Below are 24,467 nucleotides of genomic sequence, written 5' to 3'. Positions count from 1 at the left end.
GTCGGGAGTTCGTGTGTGTCGGTGTCGGCCCGGGAAACGTAGGGGCGGGCGCGGTGACGGCGCGTCGGCCGTCGCACCGACATCGGGCCCTCCTCGCGGCCGAGTCGCCGCGGTGTCATCCCCGCGGCGTACGTCCCGGGGACGGGGGCGGGGGCGGGGTCGTGCCGTCCGGGCTGATGCGGTCCGAAGCGGGCCGCCCGCACAATGAGCCGGTGCAGAAGGAGGACCGGCGCGGCTGGCGTCGGCAGCTACGCGACGCGTTGCGCCCGGAGGCGGTGCCCGCTCCGCTGTCGCGCCGGGCGCTGCGCGCCGACGTGGCGCTGGCCGCCGTGCTGACGGCCGTCGCGCTGTTCTGGGCCGCGCGGTATCCCGACACCGGGCAGGTGTGGCTGGACCAGGACGCCCGCTCTCCGTTCCCGGACGTGGAGACGGGGCCCGACGGGGGACCGGAGCCGGTGCCCGATCCGTCCCCGCCGCCCGAGGTGCCGCCCCCCGAGCCGCCGACTCCCGAACCGCGGGCCCCCGAACCCCAGGCCCCCGAACCGCAGGCCCCGCGCACGGACCCGGACCTCCGCCACGTCGGCCCGGACTCCGTGACGCGCGAGGAGGAGACCTCGGCGGCCGTGTGGCCGCTGGTCGTGCTGTCGGCGGTGCCGTTGGCGCTCCGGCGCCGGTTCCCGCTGGCGGCGTTCGCGGTGGTGATGCTCGCGACGCTGTGGATGGTCGACGACGCCTCCTGGATGAACGTCGCGACCTGCGTCGTCGGCGCGTACAGCGCCGTCGTCCACAGCCGTCACCGGACGTGGGCGATGGCGGGGATGGTTCTCGCCGCCGTGCTGGCCGGCGTCGCGTTCCGGGAGACGGAGCCCGTCCTGCCGGGCTGGTCGAGCCCCGCCGTCGTGCTGCTGCTGGCCGGGGTGCTCGCCAGCCTGGTCCGGTTCTGGCGACGTCAGCTCGCGCTCAGCCGCGACCGCTACACGCGGCTGCAACGGGACCAGGAGGAGGCCACGCGCCGCGCCGTCGAGGAGGAACGGGCCAGGATCGCCGCCGAGTTGCACGACGTCGTCACCCACAATGTGAGCGTGATGGTGATCCAGGCGGGCGCGGCGCGCAAGGTGATGGACGTGGCGCCCGAGCAGTCGAGGGAGGCGCTGCTCGCGGTCGAGGCCGGCGGGCGGGCCGCGATGGCGGAGCTGCGGCACGTGATGGGCCTGCTCGCCGCCCCGGACCACGAGAGCCCCGACGGCCTGGTGCCCCAGCCGGGCCTCGGGCAGCTCGACGCCCTCGTCGAACGGGTGCGCGCGGCCGGCATCCCGGTGAGCGTCGAGGTGTCGCTGCCGACCGAGCCGCTGCCGCCGGGCGTGGACCTCACGGCGTACCGGGTGGTCCAGGAGGCGTTGACCAACACGATCCGGCACGCGCCGGGCGCCGAGGCGTCCGTCGTGATCGGCCACGACGAGGAACGCCTCGCGCTGGAGGTCACGAACACGCGGGGCGGGCGGGACGCCGTGGCGGTGGGCGGAGGCAACGGCCGCGGCCTCATCGGGCTGCGCGAACGGCTCGCGCTCTACGGCGGCGAGCTGACGGCCGGCCCGACGCTCGCCGGCGGGTACCGGATCACGGCCCACGTCCCGTGGCGGGCCGCGTGAGCGGGGCGGCGCCGCTGCGCGCCGTCATCGCCGACGACCAGGCCCTGGTGCGGACCGGCTTCGGGATGATCCTGGCCGCCGACGGCATCGAGGTGACGGCCCAGGCGGCCGACGGCGACGAGGCCGTCGCCGCGGTCCGCCGCACCCGGCCCGACGTCGTCCTCATGGACATCCGGATGCCGCGGATGGACGGCATCGAGGCCACCCGGCGCATCCTCGCCGACGGCGGGCCGGGCGGCGCCCACGCCGGCGGGCCGGGCGGCGGGCCGGGCGGCACCCGCGTCATCATCCTGACCACCTACGACCTCGACCACTACGTGTACGCGGCCCTCACCGCGGGCGCCAGCGGCTTCCTGCTCAAGGACGTCACGCCCGAACACCTGGTGGCCGCCGTGCGCCTGGTGCGGTCGGGCGACGCCCTGCTCGCTCCCACGATCACCCGCCGCCTGATCGAACGCTTCGCCCACCGCGACGAGCCGGCGACGGCCGCCCCCCACCGTGACCTCGCGGGCCTGACCCCGCGCGAACTGGAGGTGCTCCGGCTCCTCGCAACGGGCCTCAGCAACGCCGAACTCGCCGACCGCCTCTTCCTCAGCCCGGCCACGGTCAAGACCCACGTCGGCCGCATCCTCTCCAAGCTCGACCTCCGCGACCGCGTCCAGGCCGTCATCCTCGCCTACGAGACGGGCCTGGTCGCCCCGGGCGACCAGGCCCACCGGGGCCGGGAACAGCCGCCGGGGCACGGCGCGGACCCGCCGGCCTGACGGGCAGCCCTCCGACCGAAGGACAGCCCCGTCCGACTGGCGGGCGGACACGGCCGGCTCGGCGGGCGCGGCGAGCCCTCGGCCGGCCGCGTCGTGGGGTTGGCTGGGCGGACCCCGCCGAACCCCTCCAAGGAGGAGCATGTCCGTCCGCTTTCCCGCGCTGGTCGCCGCCGGCGCGGCGCTCGTCTCCGCCGCGCTGGTCGTGGGCGGCACACCCACCGCCACCGACGCGTACCCGTTCGTCGTGCAGCTGGAGAGCGGCCGGGGGCCCTACTGCGGGGGCGCCCTCGTCGCGCCGACGAAGGTCGTCACCGCCGCCCACTGCGTGGTGTACGAGGAGATCAGCGCCGTCGGGGGGCGGACCGAGCGCGACGGGACGGACGGGCGGGCCGCGGACGTCGTCGACCGGTGGGTCCATCCGGACCACGACGGCGACACGAACGTCAACGACATCGCCGTCCTCACCCTGGGCGAGGCGCTGCCCTACGAGACCCTGCCGGTGGCGGAGCCGGGCGACACCGGGCTGTACGCGCCGGGCACCACGGCCCGCGTCCTCGGGTGGGGCCAGACCTCGGAGGTCGGTCCCGCGGCCGAGCGGCTGATGACCGCCGAGGTGCCCGTCCTCTCCGACGCCGACTGCGCGGCGGCCTACGCGGCCTTCCCCGTGCGCTTCCACGCCGCGTCCATGGTCTGCGCCGGCCTGCCCGAGGGCGGCGTGGACGCGTGCGCGCAGGACAGCGGCGGCCCGTTGGTCATCGACGGGGTGCTGGCCGGCGTCGTCTCGTGGGGCAACGGCTGCGCCCGCGCCGGATACCCCGGGGTCTACGCCCGGGTGACCGCGTTCGCCGAGGACGTCAGGGAGCAGCTCGGGCGCTGAGCCGGGTGTCGCTGAGCCGCGCGCCGGTGAGTCGCGTGCCGCTGAGTCGCGTGCCGGTGGCGTGCCGGTGGCGTGCCCGGCGCCGTGGCTCAGCCCAGGGGCGGCTGCGGCGGCGTCGTCGGCGCGTGGCCGCGCTGCTGGAGCCACTCGTTGTCCGCCTGCTCGTTCCTGGGGGTCGGGAAGAACCGCTCCCGGGTGAGGGCGAAACCGATCAGGGCGGCCCGCAGCGGCTCCGGGATGCCGGGCTGGTACCCGACGACGGTGGCGGACACGAAGCCGGACTCGGTCAGGACGGTGCCGAGGCGTTCGCCGAGCGGGCCGGTCACGACCCGCACGGCGTCGCCCGTGCCGGGCGCCGGGTCGATCGTGGCGAGCGGCGACGCGTTCGGGTCGGGGCCGACGACGTCCGCGTGGGTCTGGCGCATCAGCTGCCGGCGGACGGTGGCCAGGCGCTGCCCGTCGGCGCCGTACACGACGGTCTCGCGGCGGCGCGGGTCCTCCACCGCGAAGTCCACCGTGTAGTACGGCTGGCCGGTGGGGGAGGTCACCGAGATGCGGCAGGCGGAGGGCGGGTAGTCGGGCCCGGGGTGGGTGAGCTGCGCCGTGGCGAACGGCGTCCCGTTCTCGTTGCGGATCTCCGTCTCGGTGACGCGCAGCTTCTGTTCGCCGGAGACCGCCAGGTGCTGCTGCACGTAGGTGCGGGCCCGGGCGCGGCGCCTGAGCACGATGGTCGGCACGGCGATGACGGCGGCGGCGACCGCGACGAAGAACAGGGTCGACAGGACAGTGAAGATCCACTGGTCGATGCTGGCGTCCACGACCGAGTCGCCCATGACGCGCACGGGGAAGGTGCTGCCCGGCTCGCCGACCGTCTCCATGCGCTCGGTGCCGGACTCGTCGCCCGCCGTCCAGTCGATGATGCAGGAGCGGTCCTTGCCGCTGCCGGAGCACTCCCGGACGGTGCCGGTGCCGGCCGTGCCGAAGATCAGCGTGGACAGCTGCCACACGGTCACGACGGCGAAGACCAGGGCGACGCCCACGACGAACAGCACCCACTTCGGGAAGCCGCGCCGCCGGGGTTGGGGCTGTGGCTGGGGTTGGGGCTGCGGCTGTGGCTGCGAGTGCGGCTGCTGCGGGTACCCGCCGCTGTTGATCGTGGCCACGACGACTCCTCCCTGACGACCCGTGCCCGCCCAGCCTACGGGGATTCGCGCGCGTCGGTAGGGTGCCTTCGCACCCTCGTGCCGGGAACGTGCCGGGAAGGCGCCGGGTGCCGCGCGGGGAACGGCGGGTTCCGCGCCGCCGCCTTGCCGCGCAACCGCCTCGCCGCGCCGCCGGTCAGCGGAGAGGTCACAGGAGGCCGGGCACGTCGGGCAGTTCGAGGAGCATCGTGTCCTCGAACTCCGGCAGGTACCGCACCCGCAGCACCCGCCCCACCTGGAGCCACCCGAGGCTCTGGTCGGGCACGTACCGGGTGAGGCGCTGGGAGAAGACGAGGCCGTCGGGCCGGCTGACCGCCAGCTCCAGTTCCAGTTGGGGCATGCCCTCGGCGATCTGGCCCGTCGCGGCGAGGGCGCGCACCACGGCGTGGGTGGCGATCCCGCGCCGGGCGACGTCCAGCTTGCGGTCGGTGACGACCGCGTCGTTGAGCATCAGCCGGTCGAGGGCGGCCTGGCCGGCGAGGTGGTCGGTGCTGGAGCGGTCGAACTCGACGCGGGCCGGCTCGTCCGGCAGGTACCTGACCGGCAGCAGCAGGCCGGCCCTGGGCTCGGGGAAGGGCAGCGGCCTCATCCGCTCGGTGCCGTACTCGTGGGAGACGAAGCGCATCTCGGAGCGGAACCGCTCGCCGTGGGCCCCGGTCACCTCCAGGTCGACGGCGTAGACGCTCCGTTCCTCCGAACTCCACTCGGAGACGCGCCGCGGCGTCCCCGACGTCACGCGCCCCACGCCCACGGGGGCCCGGCGGAAGCGCTCGCCGTTGGTGCCCTCGCGCCAGGCGTCGAGGAAGTCGGACCTGCCGTCGACGTCGCCGGCGAAGACGGCCAGGAGGATGACCGGGATGGCGTAGGCGAGCAGCAGCATGGTGATGCTGCGCCCCAGGCTGCCCCAGACGTCCCAGAGCGTCGTGACGGTGGTCCACGTGCCGACCAGGAGGACGGTGACGGCGATGACGGCCAGGCGCCGGGCGGTCCACCGCCTCGCGGGCGCGGGCGCGACGGGCTGCTTCGTCACGGCTGCCTCCGGCGGGAGCCGGGGCCGGCGATGTTCGGGTTGGCGGGGATGGCGAAGACGACCTCGTCCTCGTGGCCCGGCAGGTAGTGGACGTCCACGACGTTGCCCGCCTGGAGCTTCGGCAGGACGTTGCCGGGGACGAAACGGTCGACGCGCGCCTCGAACGTCGTGCCGTCGGGCCGGGTGACGACGAGGTCCAGCAGGAGCCGGGGCCTGCCGTCGCGCATCTCGCCCGTGACGTGGAGCTCGCGCACCACCGCCCGCGCCGCGACGCCGGTCCGGGAGATCTCGATGCGGCGCGGCGTGGTGAGGCCCTGGCGGATCATCACCTCGTCGTAGGCGGCCTGTATCTGGGCTTCGAGGCGCGCCACGTCCTCGGGGGTGCGCCCGCCCTTCACGAGCTCCACCCGCTCCGTCGCGCCCGGACGGTACCGCACCGGCAGCACCGTGCCCGGCACCACCAGCGCCAGCTCGGTGACCGGGACCACCTGTTTCGCGTGGGACTCGAAGGTCATGCCGTCCTGCCCGACGACGGTCATGTCGATCCGCAGCTGCGGCTGGTCGTTGATGACGGTGCCGGTGGGCGTGGCGGAGAGCACGGTGCCGACGCCGATCGGCGCGTCGCGGAAGCGGGAGCTGTTCCTGCCGCCCGACGACGGCAGCAGGCCCTCGCCGAGGAGGGACGCCAGCATGGGGACGACGATGACGGTGACGACGAGCAGGGTGAACAGCTCACCCATCCAGGGCCCGGGGGGCGTGGGGTCGTCGGCGGTGAGGCCGTTGACCAGGTAGAGGCCGACGACACCGAGGACGACGGACCAGGCGACGACGCGTACGACGATGGGAGATGTCATGGCGGCGACGGTAGGAAGCCGCCGCGCGCTACCGATCCCAGCTTTCGCCCTGCCGTTACGCTGGGTTCCATGCCGATAGCCCGTCCGCCGGCCCGTCCGCCGGCCCGTCCGCGCGCCATGGTGCTGCACGAGCTGTGGCGGGAGGTGGGGGGCGTCGAGGCGTTGAGCAACGCCCAGGGCGGGCCGCTCAGCCGCACCGTCAAGCTGATCCTCGACCCGCTGGTGTTCCGGCCGGTCCAGCATCCGCTGTGCGCCGGGCCGTTGGTGACGCGGGAGGGGGAGCGGCAGCTGGCGGCGCTGCTCGGCGAGTCCGCCGGGGTGCTGCGGGACACCGCCGCGTGGTTCGTGCTCTTCAAACGGGTGCGCAGGGAGCGGCGCATCACGGACGGGAACCCGCAGGACCGGTACTTCCAGCGGTGCTTCGAGCTCGCGACCGTCGTGGGCGGCCCGCCCGAGGGGCCGTCGGGGCGGGCGCTCGTCGAGCGGGCGCTGGACGAGCTGCACGGCGCGGCGGAGGGCCGCACCACGGGCGCGCTGCGGGAGTACCTGGCCGATCCCGCGCGGGCCGCGCGGCTGGCGGCGCGCGTCGAGGCGGCGTGGGCGGAACGGGCCCTCGACGGGGCCCAGTCCGCGTCCGAGCGGTCGGAGCCCGCGACCGACGGGGCCGTCGCGGCGGTGCTCGACGCCTGCCCGCACCCGGCCCCCGACGGCCCCGCGTCCCCCGCCCTCGACGGCCTCGTCGCCGGCCGCGCCGGCTCGGCCGCCGGCCGGCGGTTGTGGACGGTCGACGGACGCGCCCGCGAGCTGGGTCTGACCGGCCATCGGCTGCCGCCGATGCCGCGCGTGGGCGAGCCGGGGGAGACGGTCTCCACGGCCTCGCTGGGGCCGCCCCTGGACCGGAGCGTCCACGAGCGGGTCTTCACGGCCCTGCGGTCGGCGGCCTCCGTCGACCGCGACGAACTGCCACCCGTGGACCGCCTCGTCGCCGAGGAGATCGACCGCGCCTGCGCCCCCTGGGCGCTGCGCGAGGAGTCCCTGCGGGTCGTCGCGGCGGTGGGCGAGCGGCTCGCTCGCGGCCTGCGGCCGTTCGACGGCGGCGGGGAGACGGCCGGGCACCGCGCGGTCAACGCGCGGTGGGGGCGTGAGGCGTACGTGCTGCGGGCCCGGCGGCTGAGGTTCACCGTCGTGCCGTCCGGGCCGGAGGCGGGAGGGGAGGCACCCGGGTCGTCGGCCGGATCGGCGGCCGGGTCGTCGGCGCGGGGCGGTGTGGGCGCCGAGGGCTCGGAGGGACGCGAGGAGCGCGAGGGGCGCGAGGGGAGTGAAGGGCGCGAGGGGCGTGAGGCTGCCGAGGCGTTGGGGCGTGTCGCGGCCGAGCTGCGGCGGCCCTGGCAGCCGTACGTCCGCCGCCTGTGGGCCCGGCTGCACGGCCGGGACGTGCGGGCGGCGCCCGTCGGGACGGTGGGCGAGCTGTGGGACCTGCTGGACGGCGTGGCCCGTTCGGTGATCCTCGACCAACGAGCGCGGCTGCGCCGGGCGTTGAGCGCGCGGCCGGACACGGCGGCGGTCCCCGTGTTCGATCCGGCGGTGGGTCCGGCGGTGAATCCGGCGGTGAATCCGGCGGTGGGTCCGGCGGTGGACACGGCACCGGAGGCGGCGTGACGGCGACACTCCGCGTCCACGGGGACGACGGCGGGGGCATCCGCGTCATCACGCCCCACCCGGGCGGGGCGCCGGCCGAGCCGGGCGTCGACGCGGCCGTGCTCGACGTCGCGGGCGGGCACCTCACGTGGAGCGTCCTCGCGCTCGACGCCCCACCCGTCGCGGTGCTCGACGACCCGGTCGCCGCCCAGTCCTGGGCGTGGGCGCTCTACGGCGAGGCGGCGGCCCTGGCCCTGGCCGCGCCGTCGCCCGCCACCGTCGAGGTGCGGGCCGCGCCGGTGCTCGGCGAACTGCTCGTGGCGGCGCGGCGCCTGGCGTTCGCGCACTGGGCGGCGCGCTGGTGGCCCGCCTCGACGGTCGACGCCATCCCGCCGCTCGACGAGGACCTGCTGCACCGGGAGATCGCCGAGCTGACGGAGGAGTGCGAGCTGGTGACCGGCGGCGAGGAGCCGGAGACGCTCCCGTTCGCCGTCCGGCCGTCCGTCGCGTCCGCCGGCTCCACCGCCGCCGACGGGTACGCGCTCGCCGCCGGCGGCACGCCGGCCGGTGGCGGGGGCGCCGCCGGGGCGCTGACGTTGGCGCGCGGCTCGGCGGGTTCGGACTGGCGGCGGTACCCGCCCGGTCTGTTCGACGCCTCGGAGCGGGCCGTGGCGTGGGAGGCGCGGCGGGTCGCCGGCCGCACCGTCGTGACGGTCAACGCGGCCGCCGCGCCGCCGCCGCTCGCTCGGCACCTGGCGCCCCGCGCGCTGGTCACCGTGGGAGGTGGCGCGGGCGGCGCCGTGGCGGCCGGCGAGGCACGGCTGCGCCTGGTCGACGACGCCTGGGTGGGCGAGACGACGCTGGCCGCCGCTCCCACGGCCGGCCAGGCGCTGGACGTGCGGCTGTACCTCCCGGCCTTCGCCGACCCCCCGCCGCCCGGTGTCGACCCCGGCCTCGACCCCGACGACGACCCGGCCCGGCAGCGGGCGCTGCGCGACCGCCTCCGCGCCCTGGCCCGCGACCGCCTCGACCACGCCCTCGCCGCGCGCCCCGAGGCCACCCCCCACCCGCTCAGGGCGGAGATCGCCGCCGCCGTCGCCGCCTCCGACACGGACTTCTGAGAAACGGACGCCGCCTTCGTGCCAGACCCAGACGACACCCCGCCCAGCTCGCCCACCCCGAACATCCCGCCCACTCCGCCTGAACCGCCCACTCCGCCCGAACCACCCACTCCGCCCGAACCACCCGCTCGGCCCGAACCACCCGCCGGATTCGACGACATGGCGGGCATCCTCCGCGACGACGCCACCGTCGCCCGCCTCCTCGCCGAGGGCGGCGAGGCCATGGTCCGGGGCGACGCCCGCGCCGGGCACCGGGCGTTCGACGAGGCCGCCCGGCTGGCGGCCCGCCACCCGCACCTGGTCAGCCAGTGGGTCCAGGCCCTCCAGAACCGCGCCAGCGCCAGCCACCAGCTCGGCGACCACACCGCCGCCGCCGACGGCTACCGCCGGGCCCTCGCGATCTGCGAGAGCCTCCCCGGCGACCCGCTGCTGTGGCTCCGCGCCCCCCTGCTGACGGGCCTCGCCAGCGTCCTGGTGCACGTCAGCGACCTGCCCGGCGCCACGGCCGCCGCGCGGCAGGCCCGCGAGCTGGCCCTCGGCCCGCTCGTGCCGCTGGTCGACGAACCCTCCCGCGTCTCCGTCCTCTTCGGCGCCCTCACCTCCCTCACCCAGGCGGCGATGCAGGGCGAGGAGCTGGTCCGGGCGCAGGAGCTGGCCACCGAGGCGCTCGACGTCGCCACCCGCCACGGGATGACCGACCAGCAGTGCTACCCGCTGATGAACCTCGCCGACATCCACCACACCCTCGGCCACACGGAACTCGCCGAGGACTTCGCCCGGCAGGGCCTGGCCGCCGCCGAGGCCAGCGGCAGGCCGAACGGCATCGCGCAGCTCGGGCACTGCCTGGGCCAGATCCTGCTGCGCCAGGAGCGCCTTGAGGAGGCCGAGCCGCTGCTGCTGGGCGCGCAGGAGCACTTCGAGGAGGCGGGCCTCGCGCACAAGGCGGCCCAGGGCTGGCAGTACCTCGGCCTCCTCGCCGGACTGCGTGAGGACCTGACGACCGCCGTCGAGCGGTTCGAGCGCAGCGCGCGGCTGTTCGAGGAGTGCGGCGCCGCCACCTTCGCGGCCGGGACGTGGGTGCGCTGGGCGACGGCCGCGTTCGCCCTGGGGTGGCGCGAGGCCGGGGAGGAACGGCTCACCCACGCCGCCGACATCTACGCCGCCCACCCCGGGATGGGGGCGTGGCGGGCCCACCTCCACTCCACCCACGCCCAGCTGCTGGCCAACCACCTCGCGGAGCTGGTCGAGGCCGACCCCGAGGGACGGCTGGGCCCCGAGGCGCAGGCGGTGCTGGCCCGCGCGGTGGACCTGGCCGTGCCGGCCGCGCTCGCCATCGACGCGGTCCGGTTCACGCTGCCGAACGGCGCCCAACGCGACCGGTGGCGGCGGCAGATCGCGGAGCCGGCGATGGCGCTCGCGTTCCGGCTGGCGACCGTCGCCGGGGACGCGGCGCTGGTCTGCCAGCTGGTCGAGTCGCAGTGCGCCGGCACGCCGTTGCAGGAGTCGGGCGTCCCCGCGCTCGGCGCCTCGACGGACGGCGGCATCGTCCCGCCCGACGAGCTGTCCGGCTTCGACCTCCCGACGGCCCAGGCCGAGACCCCGGCCGAGACCCAGGTCGAGGCTCCGCCCGACGCGCCGCCACCGTCCGGGACGGGCCCGGGGGCCGGCGCGCTGGGCACGGGCCTGGGCGGCGCGTTGGCGAGCGTCGCGGCCAGCGCGGGTCTGCCCGTCGCGCCGCCGCCACGGCTGGCGTTCACGCCGGAGGGCCGGGAGATCGTGCTCGCGGAGGCCGTGGCGCGCGCCGAGGAGCGCTACGGCATCCGGGTCCGACAGGAGAGGGTGGTCCCGTCGTGGTGACACGGAGATTCCGCGAGCGGCGTGCCGGACAGTCGCGCTCGGAGCCGACCTCGCGGCAGCCGCGGCACGAGCGGCAGCACCAGCACCAGCACCAGCAGCGGTCCCGGTCGTGGTCCCGGTCGCGTTCGCGGCCGCAGGCCCAGCCCACCGCGCTGCTGCGCTTCGCCGACGCCGGCCACCTCTTCGCCACCTGGCGGTGGACCGACGACCTCGCCTCCCCCGGCGCGGCCGTCACCGAGCCCGGCGTCGTGGCCGACGCCGTCGCCGAGCTCGCCGCGGCGCTCCCCAGCCCTGAGAACCCCGTCGCCGCCCTCACCGGCGGCGCGTTCGCCTCCTACGACGCCGAACTCGCCCTCGGCCGGCACCTGACGCGCGCGCTGCTGCCGCCCGGGCTGGCCATGCAGCTCGACGAGCTCCACGGGCGCGGCGTCCGCCCGCGCCTGCGGATCCAGCCCTCGCCGTCCGTCGCGCAGGTGCCGTGGGAGCTGCTGGCGACCGACCCCGAGGACATCCGGCTCGTCGAGATCGCCGACCTCAGCGTGTTGGCCCCCGCGAGCGTCGTCCACGCCGCCGGCCGCACCCCGAGCGACTGGCACGCCGACCGCGCGCTGCCCGTCGTCGCCGTCCTCGACCCGCGCGTGCCGGGCTTCCGCGCGGACTCGCGCCTCGGCTCCGTCCTGGGGCGCATGACGCCCGAGGCCCCGCTGGCCCGCCGCGTGGCCGAGCACGCGCGGCTTCGCCGCCTGCGGCCCACGCTCGACGCCGAGACGTCCGACGGGTCCGACGCCGAGACGCCCGACGGGTCCGACGCGGCGCTGGCGGCGTTCCGCCGCACCGACCTCGACCGTGACTGGCTCGCCGCCGCGCTCGACGCGGGCGCGAGCCGCCTCCTCTACGTCGGCCACGTGACCGCCGCCGCGCCCGAGAGCGGGGAGAGCGAGCACGCCCAACTCCACCTGGCCTGCCCGGCCGAGGCCGCCGGCTTCGCCCCGCCGCTGCGCGCCCACCGCCCCCTGTCGGCGAAGGACCTGCTGCTGGGCACCCCGGGGCCCGCCGGCCGCTGGCGGTTCCCCAGCCGGGTGGCGTTGGTCGCCTGCGAGAGCGGCGGCGAGCTGCGGTTCGGCGAGGCGCTGGGCCTGGCCACCGCGATGGTCCACGGCGGCGCCGAGCTCGTCACCGCGACCCGCTGGCCCCTCCCCACGGACCACGCCTTCCCCACGGGGCGCCCCCTCCAGGACGCGATCTGCGCCATCGACGCCGCGCACGACGCCGACGACCCGGTGGCGGCGCTGTGCGCCTGGCAGCGTGGGCGCCTCGCCGCCTGGCGCGAGCACCGCACGGTCGACCACTCCCCGGTCCTGTGGTCCGCCTTCGCCACGATCGACGCCCGCGTGGACGCCCGCGTGGCCGCCCCGGCGGACGCCCCGTGACCGCCCCCGCGACCGTCCCCGAGCGCCCCGGGCGGCGGCCCTGAGCCCGCGTCAGGCCGTGGACGTCTGTGACCCCGCGCGTCACGCCCCGCTCGGGCGCGGCGCGCGGAGCACCTCCACCAGCGCCGAGATGCTGTGGTCGCGGTGGCCCGCCTCGACGGCGCGCGCCACGAGCGCGTGCATCGGCAGCTGCCAGGAGCCGTCGACGCCGGCCTCCTCGGCGAGTTGGAGCTCGTCGGGCAGCACCTCGTGGAAGATGCCGACCGAGGCCAGCGGGCGCGTGTAGTCGCCGCTGTCGATCTCGTCGGCCATCAACGGCAGCTGCTCGGCGATCATCTCCAGCCACTTGATGGTGTACGGCACGAGCGTGCGGGCCTTCAGGCCGCGCGCCGTGACCAGGGCGGAGCCCTGGAAGAAGCCGAGGAGGGCGGGGAGCAGCAGCCCGCCGACGGCCTGCTCGTAGAGGGCGGCCAGGTCGACCTCCTCGCCGAGGTGGACGGTGTCGCCGCCCAGCACCCGCAGCGTCTCCTCGTACTCGTCGAACACGGCGCGCTCGCCCGCGTAGTACAGCAGCGTGTCGGGCCTGCCGACGGCCGGGGGCACGTTCTTGACCGCGCCGTCGAGGAAGCGCGCGCCGCGCGCCGCCGCCCAGGCGGCCATCTCGCGGGCGGCGGCCGGCGTCCCGCTGTTGAGCGTGACGAGGGTGCGGCCCGCCAGCGCGTCGGAGGCCGGTTCGAGGGCCTCGAACGTGGCCGCGTAGGTCGTCAGGCACGCGACGACGAGCGGGCTGGCGGCGACCGCCTCGGCGACGGTGGACGCCCGTGTGGCGCCCAGGGCGACGAGGGGCGTCGCCTTCTCCGGGGTGCGGTTCCACACGGTCGTGGGGTGCCCCGCCCCGACGAACGCGCCGGCCAGCGCGGACCCCATCGAACCCAGGCCGACGACGGTCACGGGCGTGCGGGCGGCCTCCGGGCGGACGGCCTCCGTGCGGGCGGTTCCGTTGTCGGGCACAGACATGTTTCGACTCCAGCGGCTCGTCACGGGGAATGAACTGAGAGAACTCGGAAAGCTCCCGGCGGCTCCAGCCGGCCGGGGCCCTCCCATGCTGAGGTCGCCACAGATGCGTGATCAAGTACGAACAACTTTGTCGGATACTTACCACCTGGTGCGTGACCGCCCGCCGCCCCGGCGTCCCCGCCGCTGTGACGGGAGAGACCCGCCCGAGCCCGTGACGTCCCCCGCGGCCGGTGTTACCGTGCACAGCATGGACACAGCAGCGATCACCGCCTTCTCGCCGGGTGCGCTGCTCGTGGCGCGCCTCGACATCGACCTGTGCCGCCACCACTCCGCGTCCTGTTGCTGACGCCTCCCCCCTCGCGGCGCCCTCCCGCGCCCGCCTGCCGCGTTCCCGCCGCGCCTCCCGCGCTCCCGTAGCGTTCCGCGGCTCCCGCCAGCCGACCGCCGCGTCCAGCGGCCCGCCCCGCGCGTCCGCCTCCGCGTCCGCGCGGTGACGTGCCGCGTCCCCCGACGCGCCCGCCCCTCATCCCCCCTGTCCTCACCGGAGTGTGCCCGTGTCCTCGCCCCCGCCCGCTTCCCCCGACTCCCGCGACTCCTCCGGCTCCTCGCCCGGCGCCCCCGCGTCGGGCCGCCGCCGGATACCCCTCCCCCCGTTCTGGGCGCAGATCCTGCTCGGCCTCGCCCTCGGCGTGCTGCTCGGCTGGGTCGCCCGCACCTGGAACGTCGACTGGCTCGGCCGCACCCTCCAGGAGGTGGGCGACACCTTCGTCCAACTGCTGCGCCTGGCCGTCGGCCCCCTCGTCTTCCTCGCCATCGCCGTCTCCATCACGCGGCTGCGGAACGTGTCCAACGCCGCGCGCCTGGCCGGCCGCACGCTGCTGTGGTTCCTCGTGACGTCGCTGATCGCCGTCGCGATCGGGATCACCATCGGCCTGCTCACCAACCCCGGCGACGGCACCGGCCTCACCCCGGCCGACGGGGCGCGGCCCGACAGCGAGGGCTCCTGGCTGGACTTCCTGACCGGCATCATCCCGACCGACGTCGTCACCCCGTTCACCGAGCTGAACGTGCTCCAGATCGTCTTCCTCGCCGCCGTGACCGGCGTCGCCGCCCTCCAGCTCGGCGAGCGGGCCGCGCCGGTCGTCACCTTCGGCGAGACCACGCTGGAACTCCTCCAGAAGGTCCTGTGGTGGGTGATCCGCCTCGCCCCGCTCGGCACGGTCGGCCTGATCGGCCGCGCGATCAACGAGTACGGCTGGGACCTCCTCGGCGACTACGCGACGTTCACGGTCGACGTGTACGTCGGCTGCGCGCTGGTGCTGTTCGGCGTCTACCCGCTGCTGCTGCGGGTGGCCGCGGGCGTCAGCCCGGTGCGGTTCTTCCGCGCCGCCTGGCCGGCGCTCCAGCTCGCGTTCGTCTCCCGCTCCTCCGTCGGCACCCTCCCGGTCACGCAGAAGGTCACCGAACGCCTCGGCGTGCCGCGCGAGTACGGCTCCTTCGCCGTCCCGTTCGGCGCGACGACGAAGATGGACGGCTGCGCCGCGATCTACCCGGCCCTGGCGGCGATCTTCGTCGCGGAGATCTTCGGCGTCGACCTCGGCCTGCGGGACTACGTGCTGATCGTCTTCGTCTCGGTGATCGGCTCCGCCGCCACGGCGGGCCTCACGGGCGCCACGGTCATGACGACGCTGACCCTCTCCACCCTGGGGCTGCCGCTGGAGGGCGTCGGCCTGCTGCTGGCCATCGACCCGATCCTCGACATGATGCGCACCGCGACCAACGTCGCCGGGCAGGCGGCCGTCCCGGTGATCGTCGCCGCCCGCGAACGCATCCTGGACCGCGAGGCGTACGAGAACGCGACCAGCTTCGAGATCAACGACGTCAACGACGTCAACGCTGACGCCGACGGCGCCGCCACCGCCGCCCCGGCCGAGGCACGGGAGGTGAAGACGGCGGCGTAGGCCGCGCGGGCGGGCGGCCGACCCAGGTCGTGGGGCGGCGTCCCCGAGGCTGTCAGGAACGCCTCGGGGACGCCGCCAGCCACGTCAGCATGCGTTCGAGACGCGCCTGGTGGAACGGAGCCGGCGGCGGGTCGCCCGCCAGCAGCTCGCGGACCAGCTCCGCCGTGGCCTCGTAGCCCAGGGCGCGGGCCATGTCCTCCACGACCGACACGACCGTGGACTCCCACTCGCGCCCCGGCACGCTCAGCAAATGCCGCCACACGACGCGGGCCGCCTGCTCCTCGCCGCTGGCGGCCAGCGAGTCGGCGAGGACGCGTTTGTCGTTGAGGGCGAGCTCGGGGTGCTCGCAGAAGCGGGCGGCCAGCCGCTCCATATCCGCACGGTCGCTGAGGACGGCGACCGGCCCGTAGGCCCACCGCACCTGGGCACTCTCGGAGTTCGGCCGGCTGACGACGTGTTCGGCGACGCGCAGCGCCAGCTCGTCGAGGTCGGGCATCCGGTCGTCCGCGATGGCGTCCAGCACGCCCGAGCCCCACGAGTCCGTCGCCCACGGCTGGTGGAGGTGGGACAGGAGCGCCGCCACCGCCCGCTCGCGGTCACACTCAATCATGACCGCCGCGGCCACCTTGCAGTCGGAGTCGCGCGCCATGGTCGGGCGCAGCGCCAGCTCCGCCACGCGGAACGCCTCCTCGACGAGGCCGCCGTCGAGCAGGGCCCGCGCGTACTTGGAGCGGTCGAAGGGGTGCAGCCGGAAGCCGTCGCCCAGCAGCTCGTGCAGCCGCGCCGCCCCCGCGGACCCGTGGACGACGCTCCACAGCCGCAGGATGTCGGAGGCCAGCGGCAGTTCGAACCCGCCCGACAGACACCGCTGGAGCCACTCGGCGGCCTGGCAGTCGATGCCGGCCTCCACCATGACCCGCATCAGCCACGCCTGCCGCCACACCTCCCAGCCGGCCTCGCGACCGCGTTCGAGGAGTCGCCGCACCGGCTCGGTGGCCTCCTCCCGCTGGGCCCGCAGCCACAGCTCGGCGGCGTTCACCTCGTGGCCCGTCAACGGGTGTTCCCACTCCAGGACCCGCCGCGCGAGGTCCGCCGCCTCCCGCCAGGCGCCCGCCGCCTCCAGCGCCGTGGCGATCGCGAGGCGGCCGGTGTGGTCCGCGGCGGGCCGGGCGTGGCCCAGCGCCGCGACCTGGCGTATCGCCTCCTCGGTGCTCTCCGCCGGGGCCGACTCCAGCCAGACCTCCGCCGACCGCTGGAGCGAGGCGGCGGCGAGCGGGTCCTCCAGCACGCTGCGCGCCAGGCGGGCCGCGTCGTCGTGCGCGCCGAGCGCGGCGTACGCCTCCGCCGCGTTGGCGCGGTCCCAGATCCGGGCGCCGGGCGAGCGGACGTAGTCGACGATGCGCCGCCGCACCGCCTGCTGGGCGGCGGGCCCGAGGTGCCTGGCGAGGTGGGCGGCCCGGTCCAGCCAGCCCGCCAGCAGCTCCAGCTGCGGGAGGAGGAGGGAGGTGACGACGTCGGGGGAGGCGAGCTTGTTGAGCTCGGTCAGCGCCAGGTACCGCTGGGTGATCCGCAGCTCGGGCGCCTGCGCCAGCTCCGTGAGGATCGGCGCCGTCTGGTAGCGCGCGCCGAGCGAGGACAGGGCGCGTGCCGCGTTCTCCGTGTCCTCGGTGTCGTCGCTTCGGAACAGCGCGACGAGCAGGCGGGTGACCCGCGTGGCCCGCTCAGGCGCGACCTCGATCCCCTCGGCCATGAGGACGGCGGCCAGCAGGGTGCGCTCCTCGTCGATGGAGGACAGCAGCCGGTCGATGATCGCGTCGGCCGAGCAGTCCTCACGCCGCGCCCACCGGCACAGCACGAACAGCGCCAGCGTCTGGCCCGTGCCGTGGCAGGCGCGGCGGAACCACGTCTCCAGCCCGTCGCCGTCCGCCGCGATCTCCTTCGCGTACTCCTCCGCCGCCAGGAACTCCGCGAAGCTCTGGTGGAGGAAGCGCACCTGCTCGCCGGCGACGACCATCAGGCCGGTCCCGGCCAGCGCGGCGGCGAGCTCGCTCTCCCAGCCGGCCGGCGGCACGCGGCCCTGCCCACGGTGGTGACGCACCCAGTCCCGGGCGGCTCCCAGCAGCTCCTCCTCCCCCTCCGTCCGCAGCCGGGCCAGGGCCCGGAGCAGCTCGTCGACCGAGTCCGTCAGCCAGTCGGGCACCCCGGCCCGGCCGCCGGGGGTGGCGGTGCGCTCCCGCAGATGGTCGAGGAAGGTCTCGTAGAGCCTCAGGCGGCTGGCGGCGGGCGGCTGCGACGGCTCCAGCGTGGCGTTCACCAGCGCCATGGTGGCCAGCAGGGGGTTGCTCACCACCTCGGCCAGCTCGTTCTCCTCGACGACCTCCTCGACGAAGCGGTTGGCGGCGGCGGCCGGGTTGGGCACGCGGGCGCGCTGCTGGGCGAACCAGCGCCGCGCGTAGTCGCCGAGCTCGGACCGCCCGAAGGGCTGGATCTCGAAGTGCCCGAGCGCCCCCGTGCGCAGCGGGGCGAGCTCGGTCGGCGGTAGCGGTCGGCTCATCACCACCACGCGGAAGTCCGAGTCGCGGTGGCAGTGTCCCGTCACCGTGCGGATCAGGTCCGCGCGGAGCCGCCGGTCGGTGACCTCGTCGAGCCCGTCGACGAAGACCAGCCAACGGGCGCCCTGCGAGCGGCCGTTGAACAACGACGGCGGCGGGGGCGTCACGAGGTGGCCACCGAGGGTCCTCAGGGTGGCGCGGCACAGCCGCTCACTCCAGGAGCCTGACTCGGAGGCGAGGAGGGAGGCGGACACCCGCAGCGGCACCACGGGTTCGGCGATGGGGGCCTCGCTGACCAGCATCCTCGCGAGCCACACGCGGCACAGCGAGCGCACCAGGTGGCTCGCCAGGGTCGACTTGCCCGCCCCCGCCTCCCCGGTGATCAGCAGGTGGTCGTGGCGGGCCAGGGCGTCGGCCAGGGACATGACGGCGTCGTTGGAGGAGGCGGAGGAGGCGGAGGCGGACGTCCCGCCGTCCGGGGCGGCGGAGCGGGCGGAGGACGCCCCCGGCACGGCGTCGGCCCCGGAGCGCGGTGAGCCGTCGGGCCCCGCGCCCCGGTCGCCCGCCTGGCCGCCCGGCCGGTCGGGCCGGTCGGGGGTGCCGTCAGCCGGGTCGGACCCGTCCGCCGTGGGGCGGCGCCGGACGCTCTGCCGGACGTAGACCGCCGACAGCGGCGGCTCCTCCAGGTCGAGGAGCCTGTACGGCAGGCAGTCCAGGACGCGTTCCTGGGCCCGCAGCAGGTCCCGCACGGCGGGCGACGGGCTCGGGATGTCCGCCCAGGTCTCCACGTGCGGCAGCTCGGACTCGCGTCGCCGGGCCTCCTCCTCGGCGCGGTCGCACGCCCGCTTCGCCTCGGCCCACAGGCGTCTGACCTCCTCCGGGTCGCGGCGAAGGCCCTCCCCCAGCGCGAGAACGGTGGGAAGCGGCAGCATGCGCACCGCGTTGACGAGCTCGAAGATGGCGCGCCGGTCGAGGCCGGTCATCTCCGCGGCGAGCGGGATGGAGCCGCAGACCTCGTCGATCGCCTGGGAGAAGTACGCGGCGATCGGCTCCAGCTCCGGGAGCCGTTCGACGCTCGCGTTCGGAGTTGACGGCTGCTCGCTCCGCATCCCGTTCCCCCTGCCCACGCGCGGAATCACACCCTCGTTCCACACTAGCCGGGAATCTGCTGTGAGCAGATGCTGACGGCGAGTTCGGGACGGCTGCTTCCGTGTCCGCCGGCCGGGGGCGGGAGGATCGGGCGACCCGGCGTCAGGACGGCGGCAGAACGGCGTCGGGTCGGCGGCAGAACGGCGTCAGGACGGCGTGCGGCCCGAGGCGCCGAGGGCGCGGTCGAGGAGCGGGGCGGTGGCGGGCACGGGCACGGGGTCGGCGAAGCCGTCGTACTGGCGGTAGAGCTCGCCGTGTTCCTCGACGACGGCGAGGACGAGCCCGGCCAGTTCGTCGTCGACCTCCACGCGCTGCCCCGTGGCCTGGGCGACGTCCCAGCCGTGGACGACCATCTCCTTGATGACCATCTGGGCGACCGTCGCGGCCGGCGCGCTGCCGCCGCCGAAGTCGATCTCGCCCTCCCACGCGGCGGGGTCGGCCCACGCCGCGACGGCCCGCTCCAACTGGGCGGCGTAGGCGTCGGCCCAGTCGGGGTCGGCGGTGAAGTCACGCTCGGTCAGCTCGGGCGGGATCGCCTCGCGGCGGGCCCGGCGCTCCAGGCCGTGGGAGGTGTAGAGCACCCAGTGGTTGACGAGGGTGCGGGTGTCGAACTCGGCGCACGGCGTCGGGCCGTCGAGCTGGTCCGCCCGCACGCCCCGGGCGAGGCGGGCGGCCTCCCGGGCGGCACGAGCCATCAGGGGGTGGTGCGGGTGGGCTTCACGGGCGGGGGAGTCGGTGGTGCTACGCATGGGGCGATCGTGCGCCGGGGGCGGGACGGGTGTCTTGAAGAAACGCGACAGCGCCGGTCCCCGCCCTTCCGGTCACCGCCCTTCCAGTCCCCGCCCTTCCGGCCACCGTCGGGAGGCACGCACCGGCCGTGAGCCGTGTCACGTCCCCGACCGGCCCGCCCCGCCGAGGGCGTCGAGCAGCGCGCGCTCGCGCTCGGCGCTGAGGCCGGCACGCCGCGCACGGTCCAGGCCCTGCGCGCGTTCCCAGCGCAGCGTGTCGGCCAGCAGCTCCGCCCGGGGCCGGTGCCGCAGCCCCGCGGCGCGCGCCGCGGACCCGTCCCGGGCGGAGAACCCCTCCCAGCCCGGTGCGACGAGCCACATCGGCAGCGACTCGGTCCCCATGAACTCGGCCACGCCGCTCGCGAGCAGCCATGCCGAGTCGGCGGTGACCACCGGGCCGGTGTGCCCGCCCACAGCCCGGGACAGCTCGATCCACTCCCCGAGCGGGACGACCGGACCGACGGCGTCGTAGGTGCCGACGGTCCCCGTCTCCGCCGAGTCGAGCAGCCAGGCGGTGAGGTCCCGCACGTCGACCACCTGGGTCGGCACGGCCGGCGCGTCGGGGACCAGCATCGGCCCTCGCGGGTCGCGCGCGGCGCGGGCCACCCAGTAGCCGGAGCGTCCGGTGTGATCCCCGGGGCCGCCGATCAGGCCGGCGCGTGCGACGAGGAGACGGTCCCCCACGGCGGCCGAGGACGCCTGTTCGCAGGCGACCTTCGCCTCGCCGTACACCGCCCGGTCGACCTCGCTCCGGTCGGTCGGAGGCAGCAGGGCCGCGGACTCGTCCGCGGCCGGTGTGGCGTGGGAGGCGTAGGCGCTGACGGAGGAGACGTACGCCCAGTGCCCGGCCCGGCCGCCCAGGGCGTCGAGCGCCTCGCGGACGAACCCCGGCTGCCACGACACCTCGACGACCGCGTCCCACGCACGCTCCGGGAGGGCCGCGTACGCCGAGGGATCGCGCCGGTCGGCGGCGACCAGCGTCGCCCCGTCCGCGACGCCTCCGCTGCCGCCGCGCGCCAGGCACGTCACCCGGTGACCGCGCTCGACCGCCTGCCGCGACAGCTCCCGGCCCACCCATGCCGTTCCCCCCAGCACCAGGATCTCCATCCCGACAGCCAAGCACCGCGAGCACGAGAACCGGGGCGAATACGCCGACAGCAGACCCGGGAACGGCTCCCGCACCGGTCCGCGGATCGAGGCTTAGTGTGGCGAGTGTGACGGAAGGGACCAACGGGGTCGACGCGGGACTCGGTCGCGGGGTGCTGCGCCCCGCTCGCGCGGCGGGCGTGGTCAGCCTGCGCCGGCACGAGCCGGCGACGCCGGCCGTGGCGCGGTTCGTCGAGTTCTACTGGCTGGTGCGGTGGGACCGCAGGGGCCAGGAGGCCCACGAGCAGCAGGTGCTCTCCCACCCCAACGTCCACCTGGTCCTCGAGGCGCCACGGGCCCACGTCTACGGGGTCGACCGCTCGCTCTTCGTGCGGCGGCTGGAGGGCGCGGGGCACGTGCTGGGCGTGAAGTTCAGGCCCGGCTTCTTCCGCCCGTTCGCCGAGGGGCCCGTGGCCGCGCTCGCGGACCGCGTCGTGCCGGCCGCCGACGTCTTCGGACCCGAGGTCGACCGCCTCAACGAGGCGGTGCTCGCCGCCGACCCCGCCGAGCTGGACGGCCCCGCCCTCGTCTCCCGCGTGGACGCCTTCCTGCTCGCGCGCCTCCCGGCGGAACCCGACCCGGTGGCGGCGGACGTCGCGGCGATGGTGGCGCGGATCGCCGAGGGCGCGGAGCTGCGGCGGGTCGACCAGGTGGCGGCCGAGTTCGGGGTGAGCGTGCGCCGGCTCCAGCGGCTGTTCCACGAGTACGTCGGCGCGAGCCCCAAGTGGGTGCTGCGCCGCGCCCGGCTGCACGAGGCGGCCCGGCGGGCGGACGAGGGCGGGGACGTCGACTGGGCCGGGCTCGCCGTCGGGCTCGGCTACGCCGACCAGGCCCACTTCACGCGCGACTTCACGGCCGCCGTCGGCGTCTCGCCCGCCCGCTACTCCGCCGACGGCGGCGGGACGGTGACGGGGCGGGAGGGCAGCGGGGAGGAGTAGACGACGTTGGTCGTGATGGCGCCGAGGGTGGCGAGGCGGCCGGCGACGCGTTCCAGGTGGCGCATGGAACGGGCCAGCACCTTCAGCACGAAGCAGTCCTCCCCCGTGACGTGGTGGGCCTCGATCACCTCGGGGGTGCTGGCGAGAAGGTCGTGGAACGGCTTGTAGTTGCTGGTGGGGTAGGCGAGCCGGACGATCGCGAGGATCGTCAGGCCGAGGCGTTCGGGGTCCACGACGGCGGTGTAGCCGCTGATCACGCCGCTGGCCTCCAGCCGCCGCACGCGTTCGGTGACGGCGCTCGGCGACATGGAGACGGCCCGCGCCAGCTCGGCGTAGCTGGCGCGGCCGTCGCGTTGCAACGCCTCAAGGATCCGGATGTCGGTCTCGTCCACGGTCACAGGGCGAGAATGCCGGGGAATCCACGGCGAAGCAAGGAGAGCGCCGGGGATCGTCCGTTCCACCGGCGGGCGTGCGGCCGTAGCGTTCTGGCCATGACCCAGACAGACCTGGCCATGAGCCAGACAGACACCCCGAGCCCGGCCCTGCGGGTGCCGCCCGCCGCGCCGGCCGAGGCCGCCGCCTTCTTCCTCGGCCGCCTCGGCTTCCAGGCCGACGTCTCCGACGTCCACCGGTCGATGGAGTCCGGCCGGCCGGGCTTCGTGCTCGTGGACTCCCGCGGCGAGGAGGGCTGGCGGCAGGGCCACGTCCCGGGCGCCGTCCACCTGCCCACCGCCGAGATCCCCGACCGCGCCCCCGCGCTGCTCGACCCCGCCGTGCCGGTCATCACCTACTGCTGGGGCCCCGCCTGCGACGGCGCCACCCGCGCGGCCCTGGCGTTCGCACGGCTCGGCTACCAGGTCAAGGAGATGATCGGCGGCATGGAGTACTGGGCCAGGGAGGGATTCGCCGTCCAGACGGGCCCCGGCGCGGACGGGTCGCTGGCGCGGCGCGCCCCCGACCCCCTGGTCGCCCCGGCGACGGGCGTCAGCTGCGCCTGCTGATCGCGCCCGGGCGGGTGGGACGAGGAGGTGGCGTCGCGGGTGTGCGGCGATGCTCCGGCCGTCTGACGGCACGTCATGTTCGCCCCCGAGGCGCCATTGCCATGGTCCTGACAACGCGCGTAGAGTGCGCGGACCGAAGCGTTGTCAGAAGGCCCGTGGCGCTGAGGTCGTCGTGGGCGTGCCCGAGGAGGAGGGTCCTGTGGGGACACGACCAGGTCGAACCGGGCGGCGAGCCGCCCTGGGGCGACGCGCTGGGATCGCCGTGGCCGTCGCCGTCGCGGTGATCGGCTCGCTCGTGACTGGCGGCGCCACCGCGCCGGCGGCCGAGACCGCGGCGACGGCCGAGACCGCGCCGTCGGCCGGCGACGGCGTCGTCACGCCGAAGCACGCCTCAAGCTTCCAACTGGCGGACCCCGACACCGTCCACACGGGGACCGGCAGCTTCGTCACCTACGGCACCACCGTCCCGGCCGGCCGCGGCCAGCGGTGCGCCGGCGCGCCGACAGGACGGCTCTACGTCCCGGTCCTGCGCCACGGCTCGGGCAACACCGTCGGCTTCACGAACTGCGCCTCCGGCGACGCGCTCCCCGGCGGTCCCGGCGCCTGGGCCGAACCGGGCGGCGCCATCTGGGCGCCCGGCGTCACCCGCCTCGGCGACCGCTACTTCATGTTCTACACGGCCTCGCGCAAGGGTTCCGGGCAGAAGTGCATCGGCCGCGCGATCTCGTCGTCCGCCTACGGCCCGTTCCGCAACGCCGGCGAGTGGGCCTGCCCGCCCGGCGGCCGGTGGGCCATCGACGCCAACCCCTTCATCAGCGGCGGGAACCTCTACGTCACCTACCGGGACGACGCCATCGTGAGCGGCGCCGAGACCGGCATCTCGACCGTCCGCACCGACAGCGAGGGCCGGGCGATCTGGAGCACCCGCCGGGACGTCCTGAAGAGCACCGACATCACCTGGGACACCCGGGGGACCAGCGGCGGCACCCACGTCGTCGAGAACCCGTCGATGTGGCGACGGGCCAACGGCACCTGGTACCTGATGTACTCCGCCAACAACTGGGACAGCGCCCGGTACGCCACGGGCATCGCCGAGTGCGGCAGCACGCCGCTCCCCTCGTCTCGCTGCCGGCCCCTCCGCAACGGGGTCGAGCGCCCGTACTTCGGCTACACCGGCTCCGGTGGCCTCGGCCCGTACCGGGGACTGCCGGGCAACCACCGGGGGCCGGGCGGCATGGACGTCTTCGCCGTCCCCGACGGCTCCCTCCGGGTGGTGTGGCACTGGTGGGACGGCGGTCCCCGCTACCCGATGAACGGCGCGCTGCGCCTCAACGACGGCGGCTACTACGTCCAGTAGTCCCCGTAGCTCCGGCAGACCCCGCCGCACCTGAACGAACGCGAGCAGTGGGGGCAAAGGGGGGGCACCACCATTGACCCCCCCCGTTGAGTGTCTGCTCCGGGGGGTGCGGGGGTCGTTCCACGGTGGTAAAGCG

At 75.8% G+C, this 24,467-nt stretch carries 19 protein-coding genes; 11 read left to right on the top strand and 8 right to left on the bottom strand.

What is annotated here, in order from left to right:
• The first annotated feature begins 212 nt into the window (after positions 1 to 212).
• The 3 genes from ACTWP5_RS28535 to ACTWP5_RS28525 all read left to right on the top strand — a co-directional run bounded on the left by ACTWP5_RS28535 (position 213) and on the right by ACTWP5_RS28525 (position 3,290).
• On the top strand, positions 213 to 1,649 hold the full coding sequence (locus tag ACTWP5_RS28535; protein ID WP_443224039.1) for a sensor histidine kinase: 1,437 nt from the start codon (positions 213 to 215) through the stop codon (positions 1,647 to 1,649).
• Positions 1,646 to 2,413, top strand: a complete 768-nt coding sequence (locus tag ACTWP5_RS28530) for a response regulator (protein ID WP_443224038.1) — start codon at positions 1,646 to 1,648, stop codon at positions 2,411 to 2,413. The genes ACTWP5_RS28535 and ACTWP5_RS28530 overlap by 4 nt, the downstream gene beginning before the upstream one ends.
• A gap of 139 nt (positions 2,414 to 2,552) precedes the next feature.
• On the top strand, positions 2,553 to 3,290 hold the full coding sequence (locus ACTWP5_RS28525) for a S1 family peptidase (RefSeq protein WP_443224037.1): 738 nt from the start codon (positions 2,553 to 2,555) through the stop codon (positions 3,288 to 3,290).
• An 89-nt stretch (positions 3,291 to 3,379) separates the two neighbouring features.
• Here the strand turns inward: ACTWP5_RS28525 and ACTWP5_RS28520 are convergent, their stop codons facing one another.
• The 3 genes from ACTWP5_RS28520 to ACTWP5_RS28510 form a co-directional block, all read right to left on the bottom strand.
• On the bottom strand, positions 3,380 to 4,453 hold the full coding sequence (locus ACTWP5_RS28520; protein ID WP_443224036.1) for a hypothetical protein: 1,074 nt from the start codon (positions 4,451 to 4,453) through the stop codon (positions 3,380 to 3,382).
• 187 nt (positions 4,454 to 4,640) lie between these two features.
• Complete coding sequence (locus ACTWP5_RS28515; protein WP_443224035.1) at positions 4,641 to 5,522, bottom strand: hypothetical protein; 882 nt, start codon at positions 5,520 to 5,522, stop codon at positions 4,641 to 4,643.
• Positions 5,519 to 6,376, bottom strand: coding sequence for a hypothetical protein (locus tag ACTWP5_RS28510; RefSeq protein WP_443224034.1), 858 nt, complete (start codon positions 6,374 to 6,376; stop codon positions 5,519 to 5,521). The genes ACTWP5_RS28515 and ACTWP5_RS28510 overlap by 4 nt, the downstream gene beginning before the upstream one ends.
• A gap of 69 nt (positions 6,377 to 6,445) precedes the next feature.
• Between ACTWP5_RS28510 and ACTWP5_RS28505 the strand changes: the two genes are divergently transcribed.
• The 4 genes from ACTWP5_RS28505 to ACTWP5_RS28490 all read left to right on the top strand — a co-directional run bounded on the left by ACTWP5_RS28505 (position 6,446) and on the right by ACTWP5_RS28490 (position 12,422).
• Positions 6,446 to 8,035 carry a hypothetical protein gene (locus ACTWP5_RS28505; protein WP_443224033.1) on the top strand — a complete coding sequence of 530 codons (1,590 nt, stop codon included), beginning with the start codon at positions 6,446 to 6,448 and terminating at the stop codon, positions 8,033 to 8,035.
• Positions 8,032 to 9,135, top strand: a complete 1,104-nt coding sequence (locus ACTWP5_RS28500) for a hypothetical protein (RefSeq protein ID WP_443224032.1) — start codon at positions 8,032 to 8,034, stop codon at positions 9,133 to 9,135. The genes ACTWP5_RS28505 and ACTWP5_RS28500 overlap by 4 nt, the downstream gene beginning before the upstream one ends.
• Positions 9,136 to 9,294: 159 nt before the next feature.
• Positions 9,295 to 10,992, top strand: a complete 1,698-nt coding sequence (locus tag ACTWP5_RS28495) for a hypothetical protein (protein WP_443224031.1) — start codon at positions 9,295 to 9,297, stop codon at positions 10,990 to 10,992.
• Entirely contained in the window at positions 10,986 to 12,422 is a 1,437-nt protein-coding gene (locus tag ACTWP5_RS28490; RefSeq protein WP_443224030.1) for a CHAT domain-containing protein, read from the top strand. Before ACTWP5_RS28495 ends, ACTWP5_RS28490 begins: the two co-directional genes overlap by 7 nt.
• An 81-nt stretch (positions 12,423 to 12,503) precedes the next feature.
• Here the strand turns inward: ACTWP5_RS28490 and ACTWP5_RS28485 are convergent, their stop codons facing one another.
• Positions 12,504 to 13,439, bottom strand: a complete 936-nt coding sequence (locus tag ACTWP5_RS28485; RefSeq protein ID WP_443224029.1) for an NAD(P)-dependent oxidoreductase — start codon at positions 13,437 to 13,439, stop codon at positions 12,504 to 12,506.
• A gap of 554 nt (positions 13,440 to 13,993) precedes the next feature.
• Here ACTWP5_RS28485 and ACTWP5_RS28480 point away from each other — a divergent pair.
• On the top strand, positions 13,994 to 15,400 hold the full coding sequence (locus tag ACTWP5_RS28480) for a dicarboxylate/amino acid:cation symporter (protein ID WP_443224028.1): 1,407 nt from the start codon (positions 13,994 to 13,996) through the stop codon (positions 15,398 to 15,400).
• A 52-nt stretch (positions 15,401 to 15,452) separates the two neighbouring features.
• Here ACTWP5_RS28480 and ACTWP5_RS28475 read toward each other — a convergent pair whose 3' ends face one another.
• The 3 genes from ACTWP5_RS28475 to ACTWP5_RS28465 all read right to left on the bottom strand — a co-directional run bounded on the left by ACTWP5_RS28475 (position 15,453) and on the right by ACTWP5_RS28465 (position 20,996).
• Positions 15,453 to 19,061, bottom strand: coding sequence for an NACHT domain-containing protein (locus ACTWP5_RS28475; RefSeq protein ID WP_443224027.1), 3,609 nt, complete (start codon positions 19,059 to 19,061; stop codon positions 15,453 to 15,455).
• Positions 19,062 to 19,247: 186 nt separating this feature from the next.
• Complete coding sequence (locus ACTWP5_RS28470; RefSeq protein WP_443224026.1) at positions 19,248 to 19,850, bottom strand: TIGR03086 family metal-binding protein; 603 nt, start codon at positions 19,848 to 19,850, stop codon at positions 19,248 to 19,250.
• A 138-nt stretch (positions 19,851 to 19,988) separates the two neighbouring features.
• Positions 19,989 to 20,996: an NAD-dependent epimerase/dehydratase family protein gene (locus ACTWP5_RS28465; RefSeq protein ID WP_443224025.1), complete on the bottom strand. Its 1,008-nt coding sequence runs from the start codon at positions 20,994 to 20,996 to the stop codon at positions 19,989 to 19,991.
• A 107-nt stretch (positions 20,997 to 21,103) separates the two neighbouring features.
• Between ACTWP5_RS28465 and ACTWP5_RS28460 the strand changes: the two genes are divergently transcribed.
• Complete coding sequence (locus tag ACTWP5_RS28460) at positions 21,104 to 21,973, top strand: AraC family transcriptional regulator (protein WP_443224024.1); 870 nt, start codon at positions 21,104 to 21,106, stop codon at positions 21,971 to 21,973.
• Here the strand turns inward: ACTWP5_RS28460 and ACTWP5_RS28455 are convergent.
• Positions 21,916 to 22,371 carry an Lrp/AsnC family transcriptional regulator gene (locus ACTWP5_RS28455; RefSeq protein WP_443224023.1) on the bottom strand — a complete coding sequence of 152 codons (456 nt, stop codon included), beginning with the start codon at positions 22,369 to 22,371 and terminating at the stop codon, positions 21,916 to 21,918. The genes ACTWP5_RS28460 and ACTWP5_RS28455 overlap by 58 nt on opposite strands.
• A 93-nt stretch (positions 22,372 to 22,464) precedes the next feature.
• Here ACTWP5_RS28455 and ACTWP5_RS28450 point away from each other — a divergent pair, with 93 nt between their 5' ends.
• Together ACTWP5_RS28450 and ACTWP5_RS28445 are read left to right on the top strand one after the other, a co-directional pair.
• Positions 22,465 to 22,974, top strand: coding sequence for a rhodanese-like domain-containing protein (locus tag ACTWP5_RS28450; RefSeq protein ID WP_443224022.1), 510 nt, complete (start codon positions 22,465 to 22,467; stop codon positions 22,972 to 22,974).
• Positions 22,975 to 23,236: 262 nt separating this feature from the next.
• Positions 23,237 to 24,331, top strand: coding sequence for a family 43 glycosylhydrolase (locus tag ACTWP5_RS28445; protein ID WP_443224021.1), 1,095 nt, complete (start codon positions 23,237 to 23,239; stop codon positions 24,329 to 24,331).
• The last annotated feature ends 136 nt before the right edge of the window (positions 24,332 to 24,467 follow it).

Source organism: Streptomyces sp. 4N509B (genome assembly GCF_052245655.1).
Classification (GTDB): domain Bacteria; phylum Actinomycetota; class Actinomycetes; order Streptomycetales; family Streptomycetaceae; genus Streptomyces.
Note: the sequence above shows the minus strand (reverse complement) of the source record. Positions and strands in the feature narration are given on the sequence as shown.